This is a genomic window from Bacteroides sp. AM07-18 (assembly GCF_003602695.1).
Classification (GTDB): Bacteria; Bacteroidota; Bacteroidia; order Bacteroidales; family Bacteroidaceae; genus Bacteroides; species Bacteroides uniformis.
Map to the genome: position 1 here is coordinate 482 of NZ_QTLM01000004.1, position 17680 is coordinate 18161.

Consider the following 17680-nt stretch of genomic DNA (forward strand, 5'->3'; position numbering starts at 1 on the left):
TATTCTTTGAGAGCCTCATTTCATCCCTTTCCCACTGTCATCTTTCTGGACTTCCAATCCTCTTTCCAATATCCCAACGGACTGATTTTTACTATTCCAAACAAAACCGGTCTATTTCATCCTTATTCCCTGATTATTAACGAAATTAACAAGATTTCATTACCTGCGAAGTAACGGAATACTTAGTAACAAAACAAGTATGCGAAAGGGGTTCAAAATGAGAGATTATTCACTTTTTATTTTTTTAAATTTATAAATTTAAAGTTTTCAATTATGAACAAAAAGTTTCTAAGTGTGATCCTGTTCAGCGCCTTAATGGTGGGCACTGCAGGAACGTTCACGTCTTGTAAGGACTATGATGACGACATCGAAAGCTTGGACAACCGCGTATCAGCAGTAGAAAAGCTGGTAAGTGACCTTCAAGCTAAGATTGACGCTGGATCGGTCATTACCGGCGTTGACAAAACAGAAGATGGCATTGTCATCAAATTAAGCAATGGCGAATCTTATCCTATCAAGAACGGAACAAACGGCACAAACGCTCCCGTTTGGAGTATTGTAAAAGACGCTAACGGTGACTATTGGTGGGCTAAAGACAATGTACAAACAGAGTTCCCTGCACGCGGTGAAAAAGGTGAACCGGGCAACGGTAGCGCTGGTCAAGACGCTAAAACCATCTATTACTACCCAGGTACTGAAGAAACTGGCAAGTTGCATGGCCAAGCAGAAGCTGGCTACTGGGTGAAAGTAACAGAAGAGAAGGGTAAAGATCCTTTATATGAAGTACAAACTACGAAATGGTTACCGGAAGGGACTCTTTCAGCAGTTTGGAATACAAAAGATGAAACTCTGACCCTTGGTAACATGAAGGATGAGAACGGCAAATTGGTTGAAAAGACTATTTCTCTGACTACTAAGTTGAAAGCATTGGTATTCATTCCTGATTTGTATGAAGACGGAGTAGAAGCTACTAAATACAAATATGCCAACGGTGATTTCATCGAAGCTGAAAAGAACGCAATAGAAAGTAAAGATGACCACAATGTAGCTTATGTAATCAAGAAAGGTACAAGTGCTACCAATTGGATTACTTTGAAAGATGCCACTAAGAAAACTTATTGGATGCCTTCAACCAGCGCAATGTACTATCACTTGAACCCGCTAAATGCCAAGCTGAAAGATATTGAGTGGAAATTCTTGGCAGCTACTCCGGAATATGTAGCTACAAAAGCTACTCCTGCTGTGGTAACCCCTATCTTCCAAAACGCAGGTAAGACCATTGACGGCGAAAAAATGTATGCTACATACAAACTCTCTGTAGAGGATTTGAAGAAGGGCAATTTGAGCACTCCCGGTGAAAACAACTATATTTCTATCGCAGCTCTGGAAGCAACATTGGTTAATGGCGAAAAAGAAGGTGAAGAAAAGTCTACAGTTACTTCTGACTATGCAGCCATCATGCCGATGATTCAAGGTTTTAAAGCCATTGCGTATACCGATGACAGCAAAATCGTAACAAAAAACACTTGTAAACCTGAACTGTATAAGACAGCTAAGGAAGCTATCGAAAACGTATATACTGTTCCTGCACAATACAATGGTGGTTCTATTGAATTGGCAGATTTACTGTGTATCCATCATGTAGAAAACTTTGGAGAGAAAATTACTGCAACCACTCACAAAAGCATGAGTCTTGCTGAAGCTGCCCAGCTATATAATCTGACTCTCAAGTTTGAAGCTGTTCACTATATCAGCGGTGACAATGATACAGAGGAAAATGCTTACTCTCAATTGGAAGAAGACGGTACTTTCACTCCTTGCTATGTAAACGACAAAGAAGAAAGTGTGGTTATTCCTGAAGGAAGCACAGAAAAGATTGGCAGAAGTGCTATCGGTCGTCGTCCGGCAGTATTGGTTAAACTGGTTGATGCAACAAATAATGTAGTATTAGCAGGTTACATCAAGTTGGAAATCACTGAAAAAGCCGCTACTCCTGATGCAATTGTTATTGACAAGAGCACTCCGCAGTTGCCGTACTTGTGTGGTGAACAAACTGTATCCATCACTTGGAAAGACATGTCCGGTAAGATTCTTGAAGAACTGGGTATGACCAAGGAAGAATTCACAAAGGGTTATACATTTGTAAAAGACGAAACTTATGTAGCAGACGGTAAGGGTGGCTTCATTCAAGTAACAGCTGCTAATAAATTTGCAGCAGACAATACTTACGGTGTAGTTACTGAAACTCCTGACGGTAACACTAGTACAAATGCTATCCTGAACTGGACTAGCAATAAGACTCAAAGAGACCAACTCATCAAGGATTACAAAGATCGCGCCTTGACACTTTATGGCAAGTACAAACCTGTAGCAGGTGGAACAACTTACGCTATTTACGTAGGTATCAAGATTTCCATAGCAGAATTGCCGACTACTGCAAGTTATGGTAACAAACGTGATGCGTTCTGGTATCCTGCTGAAACAGCTTTGGCTGACAGAGATACTGTACGTACCAATGTTCCTGCTCCGGATGCAGCAAACAATGTAGCAAATTATGTGAAGAATCTTGATGACTACTTCTATCACTACGTAACAGAAGCTGGAAAAGAAGTTGAAAAATCAGGCATCGAATTCATTGTATCAGAAGCTTCCAAGCCGGTTTATGGTGAAATCTGGAACAACAAAGACAAAGGTATGGAAATCAAGTACAGCTACTTGTTCTCTGCTAAGAACGATGGTCTGACTATAGGTGGAAAGAAGTTGTTTGTAAGTACAGTTGAAGCTGACAAGAGCAAGAGCAGCACTAAGTTATACTGGGGTGAAAAGAGAGCAACCGCTTCTCTCATCGCAACTCTTGATAAGACAGCCAAGACAATTACTTATGCAAACAACGATGAAGCAAAAGTATTCTTGAACCTTTTCGGTCATAACGAAAACAAGCCTAACCAACAGTTTGCCATCATCGAGGTATCCGCTGTTTATGGTGACTGCGAAATTGAACTGGCTCCCGCTTACAACTTCAACGCTCGCTTCTTGCGTCCGCTGGATATTGAAAGCAACGACAAAGCCAAGTTCTTGGATGCAGAGGCTAACGGTTCTTCCGTATTACTTGGTAACTTGTTCAAGGCCAACGACTGGCGCGACAAACCGGTTATCGTATACAATGATAAAGACAAAGTATATGAAGCTGCTAAAGAAAACAACGTTAACTTGTACGAATACTACGGTATCAGCGCAATAACTTTGGATATTGACAATGCAACTTGTGACGTTAATGTTATCGGTGAACAGAAGCCTATCAACAAGGACGTTATCAAGCTGACAATCCTTGATAAAGTAGGTGGTACTGCAATTTCTAACCCGATTGACATCAAAACTACCAACATCAGCAAGTTGAACTCTGTAGTATTGAACTACAAGAACAATATGGGTAACACTAAAGACTTCACCATCATGGTTCCTGTAAAGGTCACATACACATGGGGTACAGTAAGTGCTAAAGTTGCCATTGCTGTTGATGGTACTATTGCCAACAGATAATTTTGTAAAGAACTCATCGCATCCTAAAATGCGGTAATATAATAAAGGTGCGTCATAATAAGGTGACGCACCTTTTTATTTAACAATGCACGATTAATAAATATATCAACAATGAACAATAAACAAATCCTTTTTATGCTTCTTCTCTCAGCAAGCTTTCTACTCGGAGCATGTTCAACAAAAGGACACGAAGAGAAGATGAAGACACAGAAAGAGGCAGAAGATGAGTTTGTAGCCACTTTGACTGCTGCAGACTCAAGCGCTGTTCTTACATTATGTACACAGTGTATGGATCTTCTAAAAGCTAAAGAGACTGACAAGGCTCTTGATATGCTTTACTCCATTGATGACGCTGGTATAGCCAAACCCTTAACGATACAACAACGGGAAGCACTGACCAAACGTTTCCAGCGTTTCCCGGTAATTCGTTATCGATTGGATTACCTCAGCTTCTCTACACAAGGAAATAATGACGTGAAGTACAAAATAGAATTTACGCCACGTTCAGATTCTGACACTCCAGGTAGTAGTATGGGGTTCATGTTCAACCCCATAAAAGCAAATGGGGAATGGGTACTCGCCATCAAAGACGGTAGACAGCCTAGTCGCGAAGCTGCTACCCCACTCCATGATGATGCACCTGCCCCAGTAGATGTAATTGTAGAAAAGTAATCAAAAACACAAGAAAGGCCCTCCTTTTTGTAGGAGAGCCTTTCTTTATATTCCACAAATCGTTTTACTACATTTAGAAGAGATACGCCGCAGACACCTGCCAAGTCTTATTCTTGGCACCGATGGCATCACCCGCATTCTTCCACGTAAATGAGTCGCCCATCGGGAGCTGATAGGTCACGCCAACCTGGAGATGCTTCAGCAGCTTCACACCGGCACCCAGATTAAGTGCCACTTGAGCCTTCTTGCGGTCTACGTAATCCTTCTTCTTGAAGTCGAAGAAGAAATCGGGACCGGCTGCCACATAAATACCCAACAAACTACCCAAGCCAATGGTATATTTCAGATTTACGGGTACTTCCAGTCCTGTTTGCTTCACCTCGTCCTTGCCGCGCTGAGAGAACAGCAAAGCACCATCAACACCCAAGCCTACAATGGGAATGGTAAACTCAGCCATCGGACCAATAAAGAAACCGGTAGAATTATCCTTGTTTCCCTTATATCCGCCATCCCAATCTATTTTCGTCATATTCACACCACCCTTAACACCCCACTTCAATAGTTGGGCCTGGGCAGGCATAGCCATAAACATACAGCATACAGCTATCACGAAAGCACTAAAAATCTTTTTCATAATCAATTGTGTTTAATATTACGGGACAAATATATGCAAATTCTTCCTAAAGAAACAACGTATGTTAGCATTTGTTCATTTACGAGAACAATGAATCACAAAACGCATTACCTTTGCAACCTGAATCAAAGAAAGATACCACACAGATAAAATAAAAAGCTATGATAAAAATCAGAAAGACGCAACCCACAGACATTGCAATCCTTATGGACATCTTTGAACAAGCGAAGCACATCATGCGGAAAGACGGAAATATGCTGCAGTGGAGAGGCAACTACCCTTCCAGGGAAATCGTCATAGCAGACATCGAACAAGGAAACAGCTATGTGTGCACCGACGATACCGAAGAAATTATCGGAACCTTCGCCTTTATCCGTGGAAACGACCCCACATATACGCATATCTATGAAGGAAAATGGGTGGAAGATACGCTTCCTTACGGCGTCATTCACCGGCTGGCAAGTACAGAACACAGCAAAGGAGTGGCCAATGCCTGCCTGCAATGGTGCTACGAACAAATACCCAACCTACGTGCAGATACCCACCGGGACAATCATATCCTGCAATACATACTGAAGAAGCACGGATTCAAATATTGCGGCATCATCCTTCTGGCCAATGGAGACGAACGGCTGGCATTCCAAAAAGTAGAAGGATAGACAAGGAAACCACGAATCTTTCATTTAAAGGAGTTATCAGCCGACAAGTCGGCTTAGGAGTTAAAGCCAATACTCGTGCGTATGTATTCACAGAAGTATCGGCTTTAACTTCTTCAACTCCTGACGGAGCGGAGCGAAGTGATAACTCCTCCAATTCCTTTAAATGAAAGAACCGGGCAAGAAAACTCAAATAATCATAACCCTTCAAACATTATCTGCCATATAATTGTATATATAGCAGGTTTCCACAATGTTGTGGAAAACAAAAACAAGATAACATATGAAGGATTATAAACGTATGACAGTCGGCGAAATCGTAGCCGACAACTTCAACAATGCCGGGATATTTGATAAATATGGCATTGATTTCTGCTGCCATGGTTCCGCACTGCTTCCCGAAGCCAGTAAAACTGCCGGAGCCGATATGGAGAAGGTGATAGAAGAAATAGAGCATCTGGCTCCGACAACCTCCGAAAATATTGATTTCAAGAGTTGGCCTCTGGACTTATTGGTGGACTATATTCTCAAAATCCACCACCGTAATATCCGTACACAAGGTCCCGAGATTGAAGAACTGCTGGATAAAATATGTCGCGTACACGGTGAAAAACATCCGTCACTCTACAATGTGCAGGCTCTCTTTCATGATTCCCTCTCCGACCTCAATGCCCATCTCGACAAAGAGGAACTGGTACTGTTTCCCTACATCTATGAGATGGTAAAGGCTAAGCTGGAAAATACTCCCCTGCCCGAATTCCACTGTGGAAGCATCGAAGCTCCCATATCCGTCATGATGGCAGAACATGACATTGAAGGAGAACGCTATCGCCACATAGAGCATCTGACCAACGGCTATACAGCTCCAGAAGATGCCTGCAACAGTTACCGCCTCGTACTCCAACAGCTTAAAGCATTTGAAGAGGCCTTGCACCAGCACATCCATCTGGAAAATAATATCGTTTTCCCACGCTCCATCAAAATGGAAGCAAAATTAAGAGAACAGCCATGACACAAATCAGAATCAAACGGGTATATGAAGAACCCAATGCAACAGACGGCTACCGTGTATTGGTGGACCGGCTGTGGCCTCGCGGCATAAAAAAGGAACATCTGAAATACGATGTCTGGGAAAAGGATATTACCCCTTCACCTGAATTAAGAAAATGGTTTCACGAAGACCAAGCGGAACACTGGGAGGGGTTTGCAGCCATGTATCGCAAGGAACTGGAAAATTCGGAAGCCGCCCTTAGGTTCATTGACACCATAAAACACCACCATACCATAACCTTACTATATGCTTCCAAAGCACCGATATACAACCATGCACGCATCCTGCAACGGTTTCTGCAGGAGCACTTAGACTAATTACTCACAATCTTTACAGTAAAAGCAAAGATGAACTGTAACTCTGGAAAGGCTGTTCAACGAATTGGTGCTACAAGGACACAAACTTCTTTTTCAAGTCGTCCACTCCCATTCCCGTAAAATAATCCTCTATAAAGTCCCAGCGCTGTTCATCCGTCAGCTTATCTGTTCCGAAGAAGAAAGAGAACAAGTCAATCTGCTCCTGGAATATCTGCCCGTTGGTATCCAGAATCAGATTGCGGTAATCATCGCCAAGCGCAAGTTCCTGCAGAGTTTCGGGGTCATTGAAACGGACAAATACGCAAGGCGTACCGCCACCCTCCACACTGAACGAAAGGCAGTCAAGCATAGAAAGCAGATTAAGCAGCATATTCAAGTCCGAGAAAGGAGTGCAATAAAACACCAGGCGGTCTCCCTTACTGCCCACTATGCGTTGGCTAAACAGTTTTTGATAGCGCGACAAAAGCAAATCAAAGCCTTTGGTCACCGTAAAAGAGAGTTCATTGGAATCCTTCTTTTTCACACTGCTGATATAGCTTACACTGCGGCCTTCCTCCGTGCGACTCTCCAGCAGGGAACCGATAAAGCGTTTGGCAGAGCGCACGTCCATGCCATGCTCGGCAAAGACAGCCCGCAATTCTTCTTCATCAAAACGTCCTTTCGACTTTATCAATGACGTTTTCAGCATCGTTGTCAGGCTCTTGAACAAGGCATCCATCCGCTCACGGATGACAGTGGCATCTTCCTTCAACAACACCTCATGCTTGCCTACAGACACGGCACGGGCTCCCTCCCACAACGTTCCATTATTCAGTTTCTGTTTGAATTCCTTGTAGCCAAGCTCAGGGAAACGCTCTTCCCAAAGCGCTTCCAGACGTGCGACGTAAACCCCGTCCTCCCCTTCTACCTTTGTCAGATAGCTATGGAATTCACGGGCAAAGACATCACCCGTCTTGTCCTGGACATATCCTTCGGTCAACAGATTCTTGGGGCTGATTTCAAGCAGATGCCTTCCATAACGCTGCATCAAATCGTCTTCCAGCCAAAGCAAGGCGGTCTTGATGAGCTGTCCCAACTCCGCTTCATACTCCAGCTTGTTCTTTGTACGCGGCAGTTTCACCACAAACTCGAAATCGGACAAAGATACCATGATTTCCGGTTTTTCCCCTTTCATGCGGTACACTTCCATGAGTTTTCTCAGAATAAGCACCAGCTGTTCCTGGGCAATGTTCCCTGTCTGATGCAGACGCTTCATATAATAGAAATCCCGTTCATGGTAGTCGGTAGCGGCAATACCCTGTATCTCCGTATCACGCGCGGCACGCCCTATCTCCTGAATATAGTCGACAAACGTACTGGATGGCGCCACATGGTATACACGGTCTATATCACTGATGTCCACTCCCATACCAAAGGCTTTCGTAGCCACAATCAGTTTCTTGGTTCCTTCCTTGAACTCTTGTACAATGGCAGCTTTCTGTTCCTTGTCCTTCTTGCCATAATAGGAGGCAACCAGACGCCAGTCCGCCGGCTTCACCCACGTCTTCAAGCGCATGTCGATGCCACCCGCAAAAGGATAATAGAGCAATGTCTTGTGCCCGTCCAGGAAGTCCTCCACCCGCGCAGCCACCACGCGCTGCTTTGCCTTGTCGTATGTCTCCCCGTCCTCCATCTCCATCTGACGGATGTCAAAGCCAATATTCCGGCGCTTCACTGTACCTACATAAAGCACGCAAGGCTCCATCTGCAAGGAACGAATAGTCTCGAATATCATGTCATTACCTCCTTTCGGGTTCCAGACAGCCGTAGCAGTCAATGCAAACAACGGGAAATTATAGCCGAGAGTCTGTTTCAAAGCAGTCAGGTAGCGCCCCAAGAACCAATAGTCCACGCGGAACTCCTTGCCCCACGTAGTGACCGTATGCGCCTCATCGACCACCACCAGACCGATGCGGCGCTCGCCTACAAAATGCTTAATGTCGTAAGAGAGAAGCAATTCCGGCGAGAGATAGAACAAATCAATCTCCCCCTCACGCACCTGCCGGTAAACCTCCATCTTCTGTTCCGGCGATAAATCGGACGAGGCGTATGCCACACGCATATACCCCAGCTCTTGCAGACTTTCCACCTGGTCTACAATCAACGCCTTCAAAGGGGAAACCACAATGGTAAGCAGATTATACTCCTTCCCCAGATAGATGGCAGGAAGCTGGAACAACAAAGATTTTCCGGAGCCGGTAGGGGCAGTCAGCAAGATATTGTCTACCTGCGTTTCACCTTTCCAAGCCTTTTCAGCCTCCAGTATAACGTTCTCTATCAGCTGTCCCTGCGAAATGCAGAGTTTCTCTTTTCCCTTGGACAAGTCATCGTAAATCTCAAGATTACGAAACTGTTCGTAGCCGTAAGTCTCCTTTAAAATCGTGTTTATGGTTTCGCGGCAGTTTTCAGGCAGATGCCTTTCCTTCAAATCCGGTAACCGGCGTGTTGTTGCTTCTTGTACATTCATTATTATTGTAGTGTGGGGATATTAAAAAGAAAAGAAGTAATTCTTCAACCATAGTTATCGGTTTTGGAATTACTTCTCCCTATGTTTCAAAATATTACCAGACATACCGGTAAGTTTTTTCTTTTAAAGCGTATCAATATTCCTCCTCGTTAAAGAAAAAGTCCTCTTTGCTGGGATAATCGGGCCAAATATCTTCTATGCTTTCATAAATCTCGCCTTCATCTTCCATTTCCTGCAGATTCTCAATCACTTCAAGCGGAGCACCCGAACGCATGGCATAATCTATCAATTCATCCTTAGTTGCCGGCCAAGGAGCATCTTCCAATTTAGATGCTAATTCCAATGTCCAATACATAGTCTCTAGTATTAAAATTGTGAATATTAAGTCCTATTTCTATTTTTCGGCAAAAGTATAACAATTTATTTCACTTGCAACTATTATTCCAAAATATTTCACCTTTTTTGTCGTCTTGATTCATTTTACGGGAAAGAACGAACAAATAATCAGACAAGCGGTTCACGTAAGCCAGTAATTCCGAAGCGATTTCCACTTGTTCGGCCAGAGCAAGAATCCGACGCTCTGCACGACGGCAAACCGTACGGCAAACGTGGCAGACTGCCGCACCGCGACTTCCGCCGGGAAGAATAAAGGCTGAAAGAGGAGGCAAAAGAGTATCCAAACGGTCTATCTCCCGCTCCACCATTTCCACCTGCTCCGAGCTGATGATACTGGCTTCTTTCAGCTCCATTTTCTCCCGGTCTGTGGCCAGATGAGAGCCTACGGCAAAAAGTCTGTCTTGCACTTGCTGCAGAAAATCTTTATCCTTTCCGTCAAGCAGGTACGTGATGAGAAGACCCAGATTGGAATTTAGCTCATCCACCGTACCGTATGCCTCAAGGCGGATATGCGTTTTAGGTACACGGGTTCCACCTACAAGAGAGGTGGTTCCTTTATCTCCGGTTTTGGTGTATATCTTCATAAGGAATTAATGTTTAGGGGTTAGAGATTAATGTTTAGCAGCCAGTAAGTGGAGCTAAGCACTAATCACTAACCGCTAATCACTATTGAAACGCCTAAAGATAATCAAAAGTTGACAATATAGTCTTGTTTTATCTTTGTTTTATCGAAGAATATGATACCAAGGTCATAAAGGTCGAACGTAATACCCGCCCGCCCGTCCTGCTTCATACGTTTCCAGAGGGCAGACATCTGCGGAGTGTAACGGATACCCTCAATCACAAAAACAGACTTTCCCCTGGTACGGGTGGAACAGATGCGGAAGACCTCCTCTACAAAATCGGGATGACGATAATCGTGCAAATAAAGGAAATCAACGGGAACGCCACTCTCCAGAAAGAGCTCGGAAAGGTCGGAAGCCGAAGTATAATCTGCCCCCTCCTTCCCCGCTTTCAGATAGAGGGCAGAAGCGGCAAGCGTACCGGCATCTACAATAGTCTCCGGCTGGGTATAGTTTACCAGACGGAACAGAAGGCGTTTTACTTTCTTCGATTCGTACTTCCAACGTTTATCTTTCTCCAGCTCCAGTTGCTTCTGGGCCTTGGCCAGCTCTTCATATTTATAATAAGCCGTACTTTCGTAAATTACATGCGTAATCAGGTTAAAGGCAAAAGGAGAATGTACACCGTAGCCGCAACGGTGCCGGAAACGGTACAGCCAGATAAAAGGCCGTTTTAGAGTAAGCAAAATACGATTCATTATTTTAATGCGCTAATGTACCTTCGAAAGTCACCCCTTCACCCGAAGAATAATTCTCCGTAACAGTCAGGAGTACCTTGTTATCCTCAAAGCAGAGCGTAAGCCCAAGAGCGCTTATCCAGTTGACATAATGTACTTTCAGTTGCAAAGCATCAGGTGACGCCCACGCATAACTGCCTGCCACCTGGAAAGGGCCTTCTATACCCTTAAAACGCCCCTTTGCAGCAACCGAATACGGAGGATAGCCATCAATTGCCGCTTTCGACCATTGCTTATAGCCAAACGGAAGACTGTATGTCTTTCCGTCTTTCTCCACCACAGTCATCACTACTTCTTGCTGCTTGAATTGCAGCTCGATAGATTGCCATCCGTATTTGTTCTCTCCGAGCAGGATGCGCTTGCCTGCGTATTTCTGTGAAAGGGAGGAAGCAGCCTTTCCTTGCACTAACGGCAGTTGATAAGAACGCTGTTTCTTCTGCAGGCGCTTGTAGTCCTTACCGGGCGCTAATACCTGGTCACCGACCTCCGGCAACAAGCGGTTCCAGACCAGACGACGCTGCCGACGACCGTCTATCAATGTACATTCGGTAATAACCACTACCATATCCTTATCCGGAACAATCAGAATGTATTGTCCCAAAGCCCCGTCAGCACGTACAGCACCCGGATATTCGCAAAGCCACATCTGATAGCCATAATCTCCTATCTGTCTGGTCATCATCTGCTCCACCCAGGAAGCCGGAAGCAACTGCCTGCCTTCCCAAACACCCCGGTTCAGCAGCAGCAATCCGAATTTTGCCAATGACTCGCTCTGGATATGCAGTCCCCAGCCACCGGTATTGATGCCTTCGGGGCTTATCTCCCACGCAACGTCCGTGATATGCATCGGGATGAAAAGCTTCTGCTTCAGATAATCCAGCAAGGTCATGCCCGTCACCTTCTGCACAATGGCAGAAAGCATATAGGTACTAATCGAATCATATTCAAACTTCTTGCCCGGAGTTTTCACCGGTTTGGCAAGGAAGGTACGTATCCAGTCGGAAGTGAGGTTGCGCATATTCCAGTCGGGAGTGATACCCGACGTCATGGTAAGCAGGTCACGGACAGTCATGTCTGCCAGATTAGCGGAAACCGAATCCGGAAGAAATTCCGGGAAGAAAGCGGCGACGCGGTCTGTCAAACGCAAGCGGTTGTCTGCAATGGCAGGCCCTACGGCAGCCCCGACAAAGGTTTTGGAGCAGGAATACATGGTATGGCGATATTCCGGCGCGAACGGAGCCGGATAGATTTCTCCGATGACCTTGCCGTGACGCAGCACCACCACGCTGTGGATGTCTGTTTTCGGCAATGCCATCAGTGAATCAAACAAGGCAGTGACAGCCTTGGAAGGGACTCCTTCTGCCTCGGGTGTGGAACGTGGCAACTCATTGATTTGTGCATGAACTGCCAACGCTCCCAGCAAGCCGAGAAACAAGAAGAAAAAACGTACTCTATTTTTCATAATTATCTAAGATATTTGTTCTACATGCGCTGCAAATGTACAGCATTCGGGCGCGAAAGGCAAATTACTTGATAATTTTGTCGGGGAACTATTTTTAGACAGAAGAACAAAAGGACATATTTTACTTTATGACTTTTGTTCTTCTGTTCTTTTGTTCTTCTGTCTAAAACATCTTCTGTTCTTCTGTCCGAATCATCAGAAGAAACACACCGTCGCTTCTTCTCCCTTGTTCAAGTCCAACGAGAATGCCGGTTTCTTGTAAGTATATGTATGTCCTCCTACCGTCACTTCGGCACGGACAGCACTTGCGGGCATCTTTACTGTAAATTTACCCGGAACAAGAGCGGTAACAACAGCCCTCGTTGCCCGTCCATCCTTCCAGTCCAGGTCTATGGAAGCACCGCCGCGTACGCGCATTCCACGGAAGTTGCCGGTAGTCCAGCTATCCGGCAGGGCAGGAAGCAGATGGATAAAGCCTTCATGACTTTGCAGCAGCATTTCGCCGACTCCCGCCGCACCACCGTAGTTGCCATCAATCTGGAAAGGAGGATGCGAACAGAACAAATTAGGGAAAGTGCCGCTACCATGACCTCCCGTCGCAGCATCGACAGCAGGATGCAGCAAACTCTTGAAGAGTTTCCAAGCACGGTTTCCGTCACCCAAACGAGCCCAGAAGTTTATCTTCCAAGCACGGCTCCAACCAGTACCCTCGTCTCCACGACGGTTCAAGGTCATCCGGCAGGCTTCGGCAAGCTCGGGGGTAAACTCCGGCGAAATCAGGTTTCCCGGATGCAGGCCGTAGAGATGGGAAACGTGGCGGTGGTGTACATCCACTTCCTTATAATCTTCCAGCCATTCCTGCAAGTATCCTTCCTTACTGATTTGCATGGGCGGGAATCTCTTCAGGTCCACCTCAAGCTTCGCCACATAATCCGCATCACAATCCAGCAGGCGAGCGGCGGCGATGACATTAGTATAAAGCTCAGTGAGCAGTTGCACATCCATAGTGGGACCCATACAAATGCTGACGGGAGTCACGCTGTCACCCGGCACATAGAAACTGTTTTCCGGAGAAGAAGTGGGGGCAGTTACCAGCCAGCCATGCGAAGGCTCCTGCACCGTAGTGGAACTAAAGAACCGGGCGGCACCTTTCAAGACTGGATAGATACGGCGCAGATAATCCTTGTCCTGCGTATACAGATAGTGTTCCCACAAATGGGCACACAACCAAGCGCCACCGGTATTGGTAGCTCCCCAGGAGGGGTGTTCGCCGGGAGCGGTATAATTCCATACGTTGGTCATCATGTGGAGCACCCAGCCATCTGCCTCATCGCCATAGAAGGTACGCGCACTTGCCTCTCCCGAAGGGATAAGGCGCTCCATCAGCGTCGTCAGCGGCTGATAGAGTTCGGAGAGGCCGGCTTGCTCCAAGGGCCAGTGGTTCATCTGGATATTGATGTTCGTATGATAGTCCCCGTTCCAGGGAGTCGATACTCCATTTGCCCAGAGTCCTTGCAGATTGGGCGGCAAGCTGCCGGGACGGGTACTGCTGATGAGCAGATAGCGTCCGTAGTTATAGTACAGAGCAGCCAACGCCGGCGATTCCTGCTGTGTGAAGCGGAGGATGCGCTCGTTCGTCGGGAGCGTATCATCCGGCGTGGCAGGAAGCGTCAAGGAAACACGGTCGTAGAGGGAACGGTGAGCGGTGACATGGTTGGATAATGAAGAATGGAGAATGGCACATGGAGAATTAGCGGGGGCGGTGAAAGGACGGAGCAAGCTGTCGCAGACTTCCGCATAGCGTTCGCCCGGGAAGTCGGTACCGGCAGCGGCATAGGAGGTAGCGGCAGAAAGTATCAGCCAGGCTTCCTGCCCGTTCTTCAAGCGGATACCGTTTTCCGGGCTGACAGATGATTCACCACCGTTCTGTACGAGTTGCATGGCTACACAGTATTTCATACCGTCCAAACCGGGTTTACCGCTTTCCAACATGCCGTCCATCAAAAGGGTGTTCCCTTGGACAGTCACCGAGCTATGTTCCGCACGGCTCAAACGGGCAGAGAAGTTCAGAGCCCCTTCATGTCCGGCAACCAGATGAATCAGCATGACATCACGGTCACGGGAAACAAAATACTCACGGCGATAATCGACATCTTCCAGCCTGAAAGCCGTGTATGCCACCGCATCGCGCAAGTTGAGCCAACGGCGATAGTTGTTTAATGGAGAGTTGAGAATGGATAATGAAGAATTGTAGGTAAAATCTATATCCAAATCGCCCAATACCTGATAGGTTCCATATCTCCCGTCAGTCTCCTGCTTCTTCGGAACAAAACTGCTGTACATCAGCTCCTGTGCCTCTCGGTTCTTTCCCTCAAACAACAGTTGCCGGATGGCAGGCAGACTCTTCGAAGCATCCGGATTGCTATAATCCGCCTCCATTCCGCTCCATAATGATATTTCATTCAGCACAATGTGCTCACGGAGAATGCCTCCGTCGGGCATCATGCCCAAGCGTCCGTTGCCCAAAGGAAGAGTCTCCTCCCAAATAGCGGCAGGCGACGTATAGTACAACTGATGATTACAACTGTCGGCAGGCGCATCGGCTGCACGAAGCAGCAACGAGGCTGCAAGCAGAAATAGAGTGGCAAGTGTCTTCATATTGTTTTTTGATTCTGATTTCAGGCTGCAAACTTACTGCATACACTTTGCAGCACTGCTGCATACCTTTTGCAGTGACGCTGCAAAGCAATTGCAGTAGCGCTGCAAAAGGTATGCAGTACCACTGCAAAACAGTTGCACTGATTTTGCAGTGGTTACGCACTGATTATAAGATTATTGCATTTCGAACGAAACTATACCACGGACGTCGGCAGACGAAGCGCAAACGTATGCCTTGAACTTACCCGGTTCGTACTTCCAAGCTGCGGAAGCCTCATCGTAGAACTTCAAATCATCCGGAGTAAGGGTGAAAGTCACGCTCTTCTCCTGGCCCGGTGCCAAAGCGACTTTTGCAAAATGTTTCAGTTCCTTTACAGGACGAAGCACACTGCATTTATCATCGCCTACATAAAGCTGTACAATCTCTTTTCCGGCAATGCTACCCGTATTCTTCACGGCAACTGTCACCGTCAGCGTACCGTCGGCAGCCATGGCCTTGGCAGAAGCCACCGGTTTGCCATATGTAAAGGTAGTATAGCTCAAGCCATGACCGAAGGGGAAGAGAGCCGGAATCTCCTTGGTGTCGTGCCAACGATAGCCCACCAGAATATCTTCCTTATACTCCTGCTTAATGCTGTCGCCCGGATAACTGAGTTCATCAAAAGCATGTGCACCGCAATCCGTCAACTTGGCAGGGAAAGAAAAGGGCAACTTTCCGCTTGGATTCACCGCACCACTCAGGATGTCAGCCAGAGACTTGCCACCCATGGAGCCTAAATACCAGCCTTGCACAATGGCAGGAACCCGGGATACCCACGGCATTTCCACCGCATTACCACTGAGAAGCACCAGAACCAGGTTCTTGTTTACCCCCAGCAAAGCTTCAATCAGTTCATCCTGCCCGAAAGGCAAGCCGTATTCCAGACGATCGCCGCCTTCACAATCCTGGAAGTGGTTCTTGTTCAATCCGCCTACCAGTACCACCAAGTCTGCCTTTTTCGCCATTTCCACGGCTTCTGCACGGAGTGAGTCTACCACATTCTGCGGAATTTCATCTGCACGGCCGTACATCGGACGACCGGCGGCATAGCCTTTCGCATAGGCTACCTTATCACCATAAACGGCACGCAAGCCATCCAGCGGAGATACCATATCCTTCACTTTCAGTTCGGAAGAGCCTCCTCCCTGATTCAGCAAGCGTACGGCATTATCGCCCACCACCAGGATATTCTGATACTTGGCTGCATCAATCGGCAGCAACGGGGCACCTTTCTTTATCACCGGAGCATTCTTCAACAGCACAATTCCCTCATTGCCTATCTCGCGGGCAGCGGCATAATGCTCTTCCGTAGCTACCGAACCATAGGGTTTCTGACGGTTCATCGCCGTACGGAATATCAAGCGAAGAATGCGGGAAGCCTTGTCGTCTATTGTAGACATCGGCACTTTGCCATCCTTCAACATCTGGAGGTAAGGGCTGGCAAGGTAATAATCGTTATAGGTAAATACACTCTCGGACGTCAGACCGTTGGTGTAAGAACCCATTTCAATATCCAGACCGTTGACGGCAGCTTCATAGGTGTCGTGGGCACCGCCCCAGTCGGTAATGACACAGCCGTCGAACTTCCAGTCATCTTTCAGAATCTTGTTCAGTGTGAAATCGTTATGGCAGGCGTGCTGGCCGCGAATCTTATTGTAAGCGCCCATAATGCTCCAGGCACCTCCCTCTTCTACTGCAGCCTTGAATGCCGGCAGATAGATTTCATACAGAGCACGGTCGCTAAGATTCACATCAATATGTCCGCGCCACAGTTCCTGGTTGTTCAGCGCATAGTGCTTGACACAAGCTGCCACTCCGTTCTTCTGCAACTCCTGGATGTAAGGTACGCACATCACACTGGCCAGATAAGGGTCCTCGCCCATATATTCAAAATTACGACCGTTCATCGGAGTACGGTAGATGTTGACGCCGGGGCCCAGCAACACATCCTTTTCACGATAGCGCGCTTCCTCACCGATGGCCTTGCCATACTTTGCAGACATGTCCGGATTCCAGGTAGCGGCCAGACAAGTCAAAGCCGGGAAAGCGGTAATGCTGTCATTGGTCCAGTTGGCATATCCCCAGTCATTCCAGTTGATTTCGGCACGGACACCGTGAGGGCCGTCGCTCATCCAAAGCTCGGGAATGCCGAGCCGCGGAACACCCGCACTGCTGAATTTACTCTGCGCATGGCAAAGGGCTACCTTCTCTTCCAGTGTCATCCGGCTGAGAGCATCCTTTACACGTGCTTCAATAGGTTGTGCATCGTCCATATAGACCGGTGTCTGTGCAGACACGGTACTGATGGAGCATGCAAGAAATAAGGTTGCTAAAAATTTATTCTTCATGTCTTAATTGGTTAATATGCTAATGTGCCAATTAGCACAT

The 17680-nt window shown here is 46.7% G+C and carries 13 protein-coding genes; 5 read left to right on the top strand and 8 right to left on the bottom strand.

Annotated elements, in window-relative coordinates; genetic code table 11:
• The first annotated feature begins 273 nt into the window (after positions 1-273).
• Positions 274-3540 carry a PL29 family lyase N-terminal domain-containing protein gene (locus DW096_RS07585; protein WP_227212783.1) on the top strand — a complete coding sequence of 1089 codons (3267 nt, stop codon included), beginning with the start codon at positions 274-276 and terminating at the stop codon, positions 3538-3540.
• Positions 3541-3651: 111 nt separating this feature from the next.
• On the top strand, positions 3652-4212 hold the full coding sequence (locus DW096_RS07590) for a hypothetical protein (protein ID WP_034532595.1): 561 nt from the start codon (positions 3652-3654) through the stop codon (positions 4210-4212).
• Positions 4213-4285: 73 nt separating this feature from the next.
• Here the strand turns inward: DW096_RS07590 and DW096_RS07595 are convergent, their stop codons facing one another.
• The gene (locus DW096_RS07595; RefSeq protein WP_035447725.1) at positions 4286-4846 is read right to left on the bottom strand and encodes a porin family protein; all 561 of its coding nucleotides are present in this window, start codon (positions 4844-4846) and stop codon (positions 4286-4288) included.
• Between the two features lie 161 nt (positions 4847-5007).
• Between DW096_RS07595 and DW096_RS07600 the strand changes: the two genes are divergently transcribed.
• The 3 genes from DW096_RS07600 to DW096_RS07610 all read left to right on the top strand — a co-directional run bounded on the left by DW096_RS07600 (position 5008) and on the right by DW096_RS07610 (position 6870).
• Positions 5008-5505, top strand: coding sequence for a hypothetical protein (locus DW096_RS07600; RefSeq protein WP_008661945.1), 498 nt, complete (start codon positions 5008-5010; stop codon positions 5503-5505).
• A gap of 280 nt (positions 5506-5785) precedes the next feature.
• Positions 5786-6514 carry an iron-sulfur cluster repair di-iron protein gene (gene ric / locus DW096_RS07605; protein ID WP_005824443.1) on the top strand — a complete coding sequence of 243 codons (729 nt, stop codon included), beginning with the start codon at positions 5786-5788 and terminating at the stop codon, positions 6512-6514.
• Positions 6511-6870 carry a DUF488 domain-containing protein gene (locus tag DW096_RS07610; RefSeq protein ID WP_035447724.1) on the top strand — a complete coding sequence of 120 codons (360 nt, stop codon included), beginning with the start codon at positions 6511-6513 and terminating at the stop codon, positions 6868-6870. The genes ric and DW096_RS07610 overlap by 4 nt, the downstream gene beginning before the upstream one ends.
• Before the next feature lie 70 nt (positions 6871-6940).
• On the opposite strand, the gene DW096_RS07615 is transcribed toward DW096_RS07610, so the two are convergent.
• From DW096_RS07615 to DW096_RS07645, 7 genes are all read right to left on the bottom strand, one after another.
• Positions 6941-9376, bottom strand: a complete 2436-nt coding sequence (locus tag DW096_RS07615) for a DEAD/DEAH box helicase (RefSeq protein WP_009037345.1) — start codon at positions 9374-9376, stop codon at positions 6941-6943.
• Positions 9377-9509: 133 nt separating this feature from the next.
• On the bottom strand, positions 9510-9731 hold the full coding sequence (locus DW096_RS07620) for a DUF2795 domain-containing protein (protein ID WP_002558131.1): 222 nt from the start codon (positions 9729-9731) through the stop codon (positions 9510-9512).
• Between the two features lie 70 nt (positions 9732-9801).
• Positions 9802-10356 (bottom strand): cob(I)yrinic acid a,c-diamide adenosyltransferase, encoded by a 555-nt coding sequence (locus DW096_RS07625; RefSeq protein WP_005824436.1) that lies wholly within the window; start codon positions 10354-10356, stop codon positions 9802-9804.
• A gap of 104 nt (positions 10357-10460) precedes the next feature.
• A complete protein-coding gene (locus DW096_RS07630; protein ID WP_008661954.1) occupies positions 10461-11093 on the bottom strand; it encodes a hypothetical protein in 633 nt (210 codons plus the stop codon).
• A 4-nt stretch (positions 11094-11097) separates the two neighbouring features.
• On the bottom strand, positions 11098-12594 hold the full coding sequence (gene bas-suc / locus DW096_RS07635; protein WP_118930950.1) for a 3-succinylated cholic acid synthase: 1497 nt from the start codon (positions 12592-12594) through the stop codon (positions 11098-11100).
• A 195-nt stretch (positions 12595-12789) separates the two neighbouring features.
• Positions 12790-15252 carry a glycoside hydrolase N-terminal domain-containing protein gene (locus tag DW096_RS07640; protein WP_120028722.1) on the bottom strand — a complete coding sequence of 821 codons (2463 nt, stop codon included), beginning with the start codon at positions 15250-15252 and terminating at the stop codon, positions 12790-12792.
• A gap of 174 nt (positions 15253-15426) precedes the next feature.
• A complete protein-coding gene (locus DW096_RS07645; protein ID WP_118930951.1) occupies positions 15427-17640 on the bottom strand; it encodes a glycoside hydrolase family 3 C-terminal domain-containing protein in 2214 nt (737 codons plus the stop codon).
• Between the last annotated feature and the right edge of the window lie 40 nt (positions 17641-17680).

Coding starts and splice junctions, on each gene's coding strand:
- DW096_RS07600 (WP_008661945.1), top strand. CDS start 5,008: ATGATAAAAATCAGAAAGACGCAACCCACAGACATTGCAATCCTTATG.
- DW096_RS07615 (WP_009037345.1), bottom strand. CDS start 9,376: ATGAATGTACAAGAAGCAACAACACGCCGGTTACCGGATTTGAAGGAA.
- ric (WP_005824443.1), top strand. CDS start 5,786: ATGAAGGATTATAAACGTATGACAGTCGGCGAAATCGTAGCCGACAAC.
- DW096_RS07610 (WP_035447724.1), top strand. CDS start 6,511: ATGACACAAATCAGAATCAAACGGGTATATGAAGAACCCAATGCAACA.
- DW096_RS07620 (WP_002558131.1), bottom strand. CDS start 9,731: ATGTATTGGACATTGGAATTAGCATCTAAATTGGAAGATGCTCCTTGG.
- DW096_RS07640 (WP_120028722.1), bottom strand. CDS start 15,252: ATGAAGACACTTGCCACTCTATTTCTGCTTGCAGCCTCGTTGCTGCTT.
- DW096_RS07645 (WP_118930951.1), bottom strand. CDS start 17,640: ATGAAGAATAAATTTTTAGCAACCTTATTTCTTGCATGCTCCATCAGT.
- DW096_RS07590 (WP_034532595.1), top strand. CDS start 3,652: ATGAACAATAAACAAATCCTTTTTATGCTTCTTCTCTCAGCAAGCTTT.
- DW096_RS07630 (WP_008661954.1), bottom strand. CDS start 11,093: ATGAATCGTATTTTGCTTACTCTAAAACGGCCTTTTATCTGGCTGTAC.
- DW096_RS07585 (WP_227212783.1), top strand. CDS start 274: ATGAACAAAAAGTTTCTAAGTGTGATCCTGTTCAGCGCCTTAATGGTG.
- DW096_RS07625 (WP_005824436.1), bottom strand. CDS start 10,356: ATGAAGATATACACCAAAACCGGAGATAAAGGAACCACCTCTCTTGTA.
- bas-suc (WP_118930950.1), bottom strand. CDS start 12,594: ATGAAAAATAGAGTACGTTTTTTCTTCTTGTTTCTCGGCTTGCTGGGA.
- DW096_RS07595 (WP_035447725.1), bottom strand. CDS start 4,846: ATGAAAAAGATTTTTAGTGCTTTCGTGATAGCTGTATGCTGTATGTTT.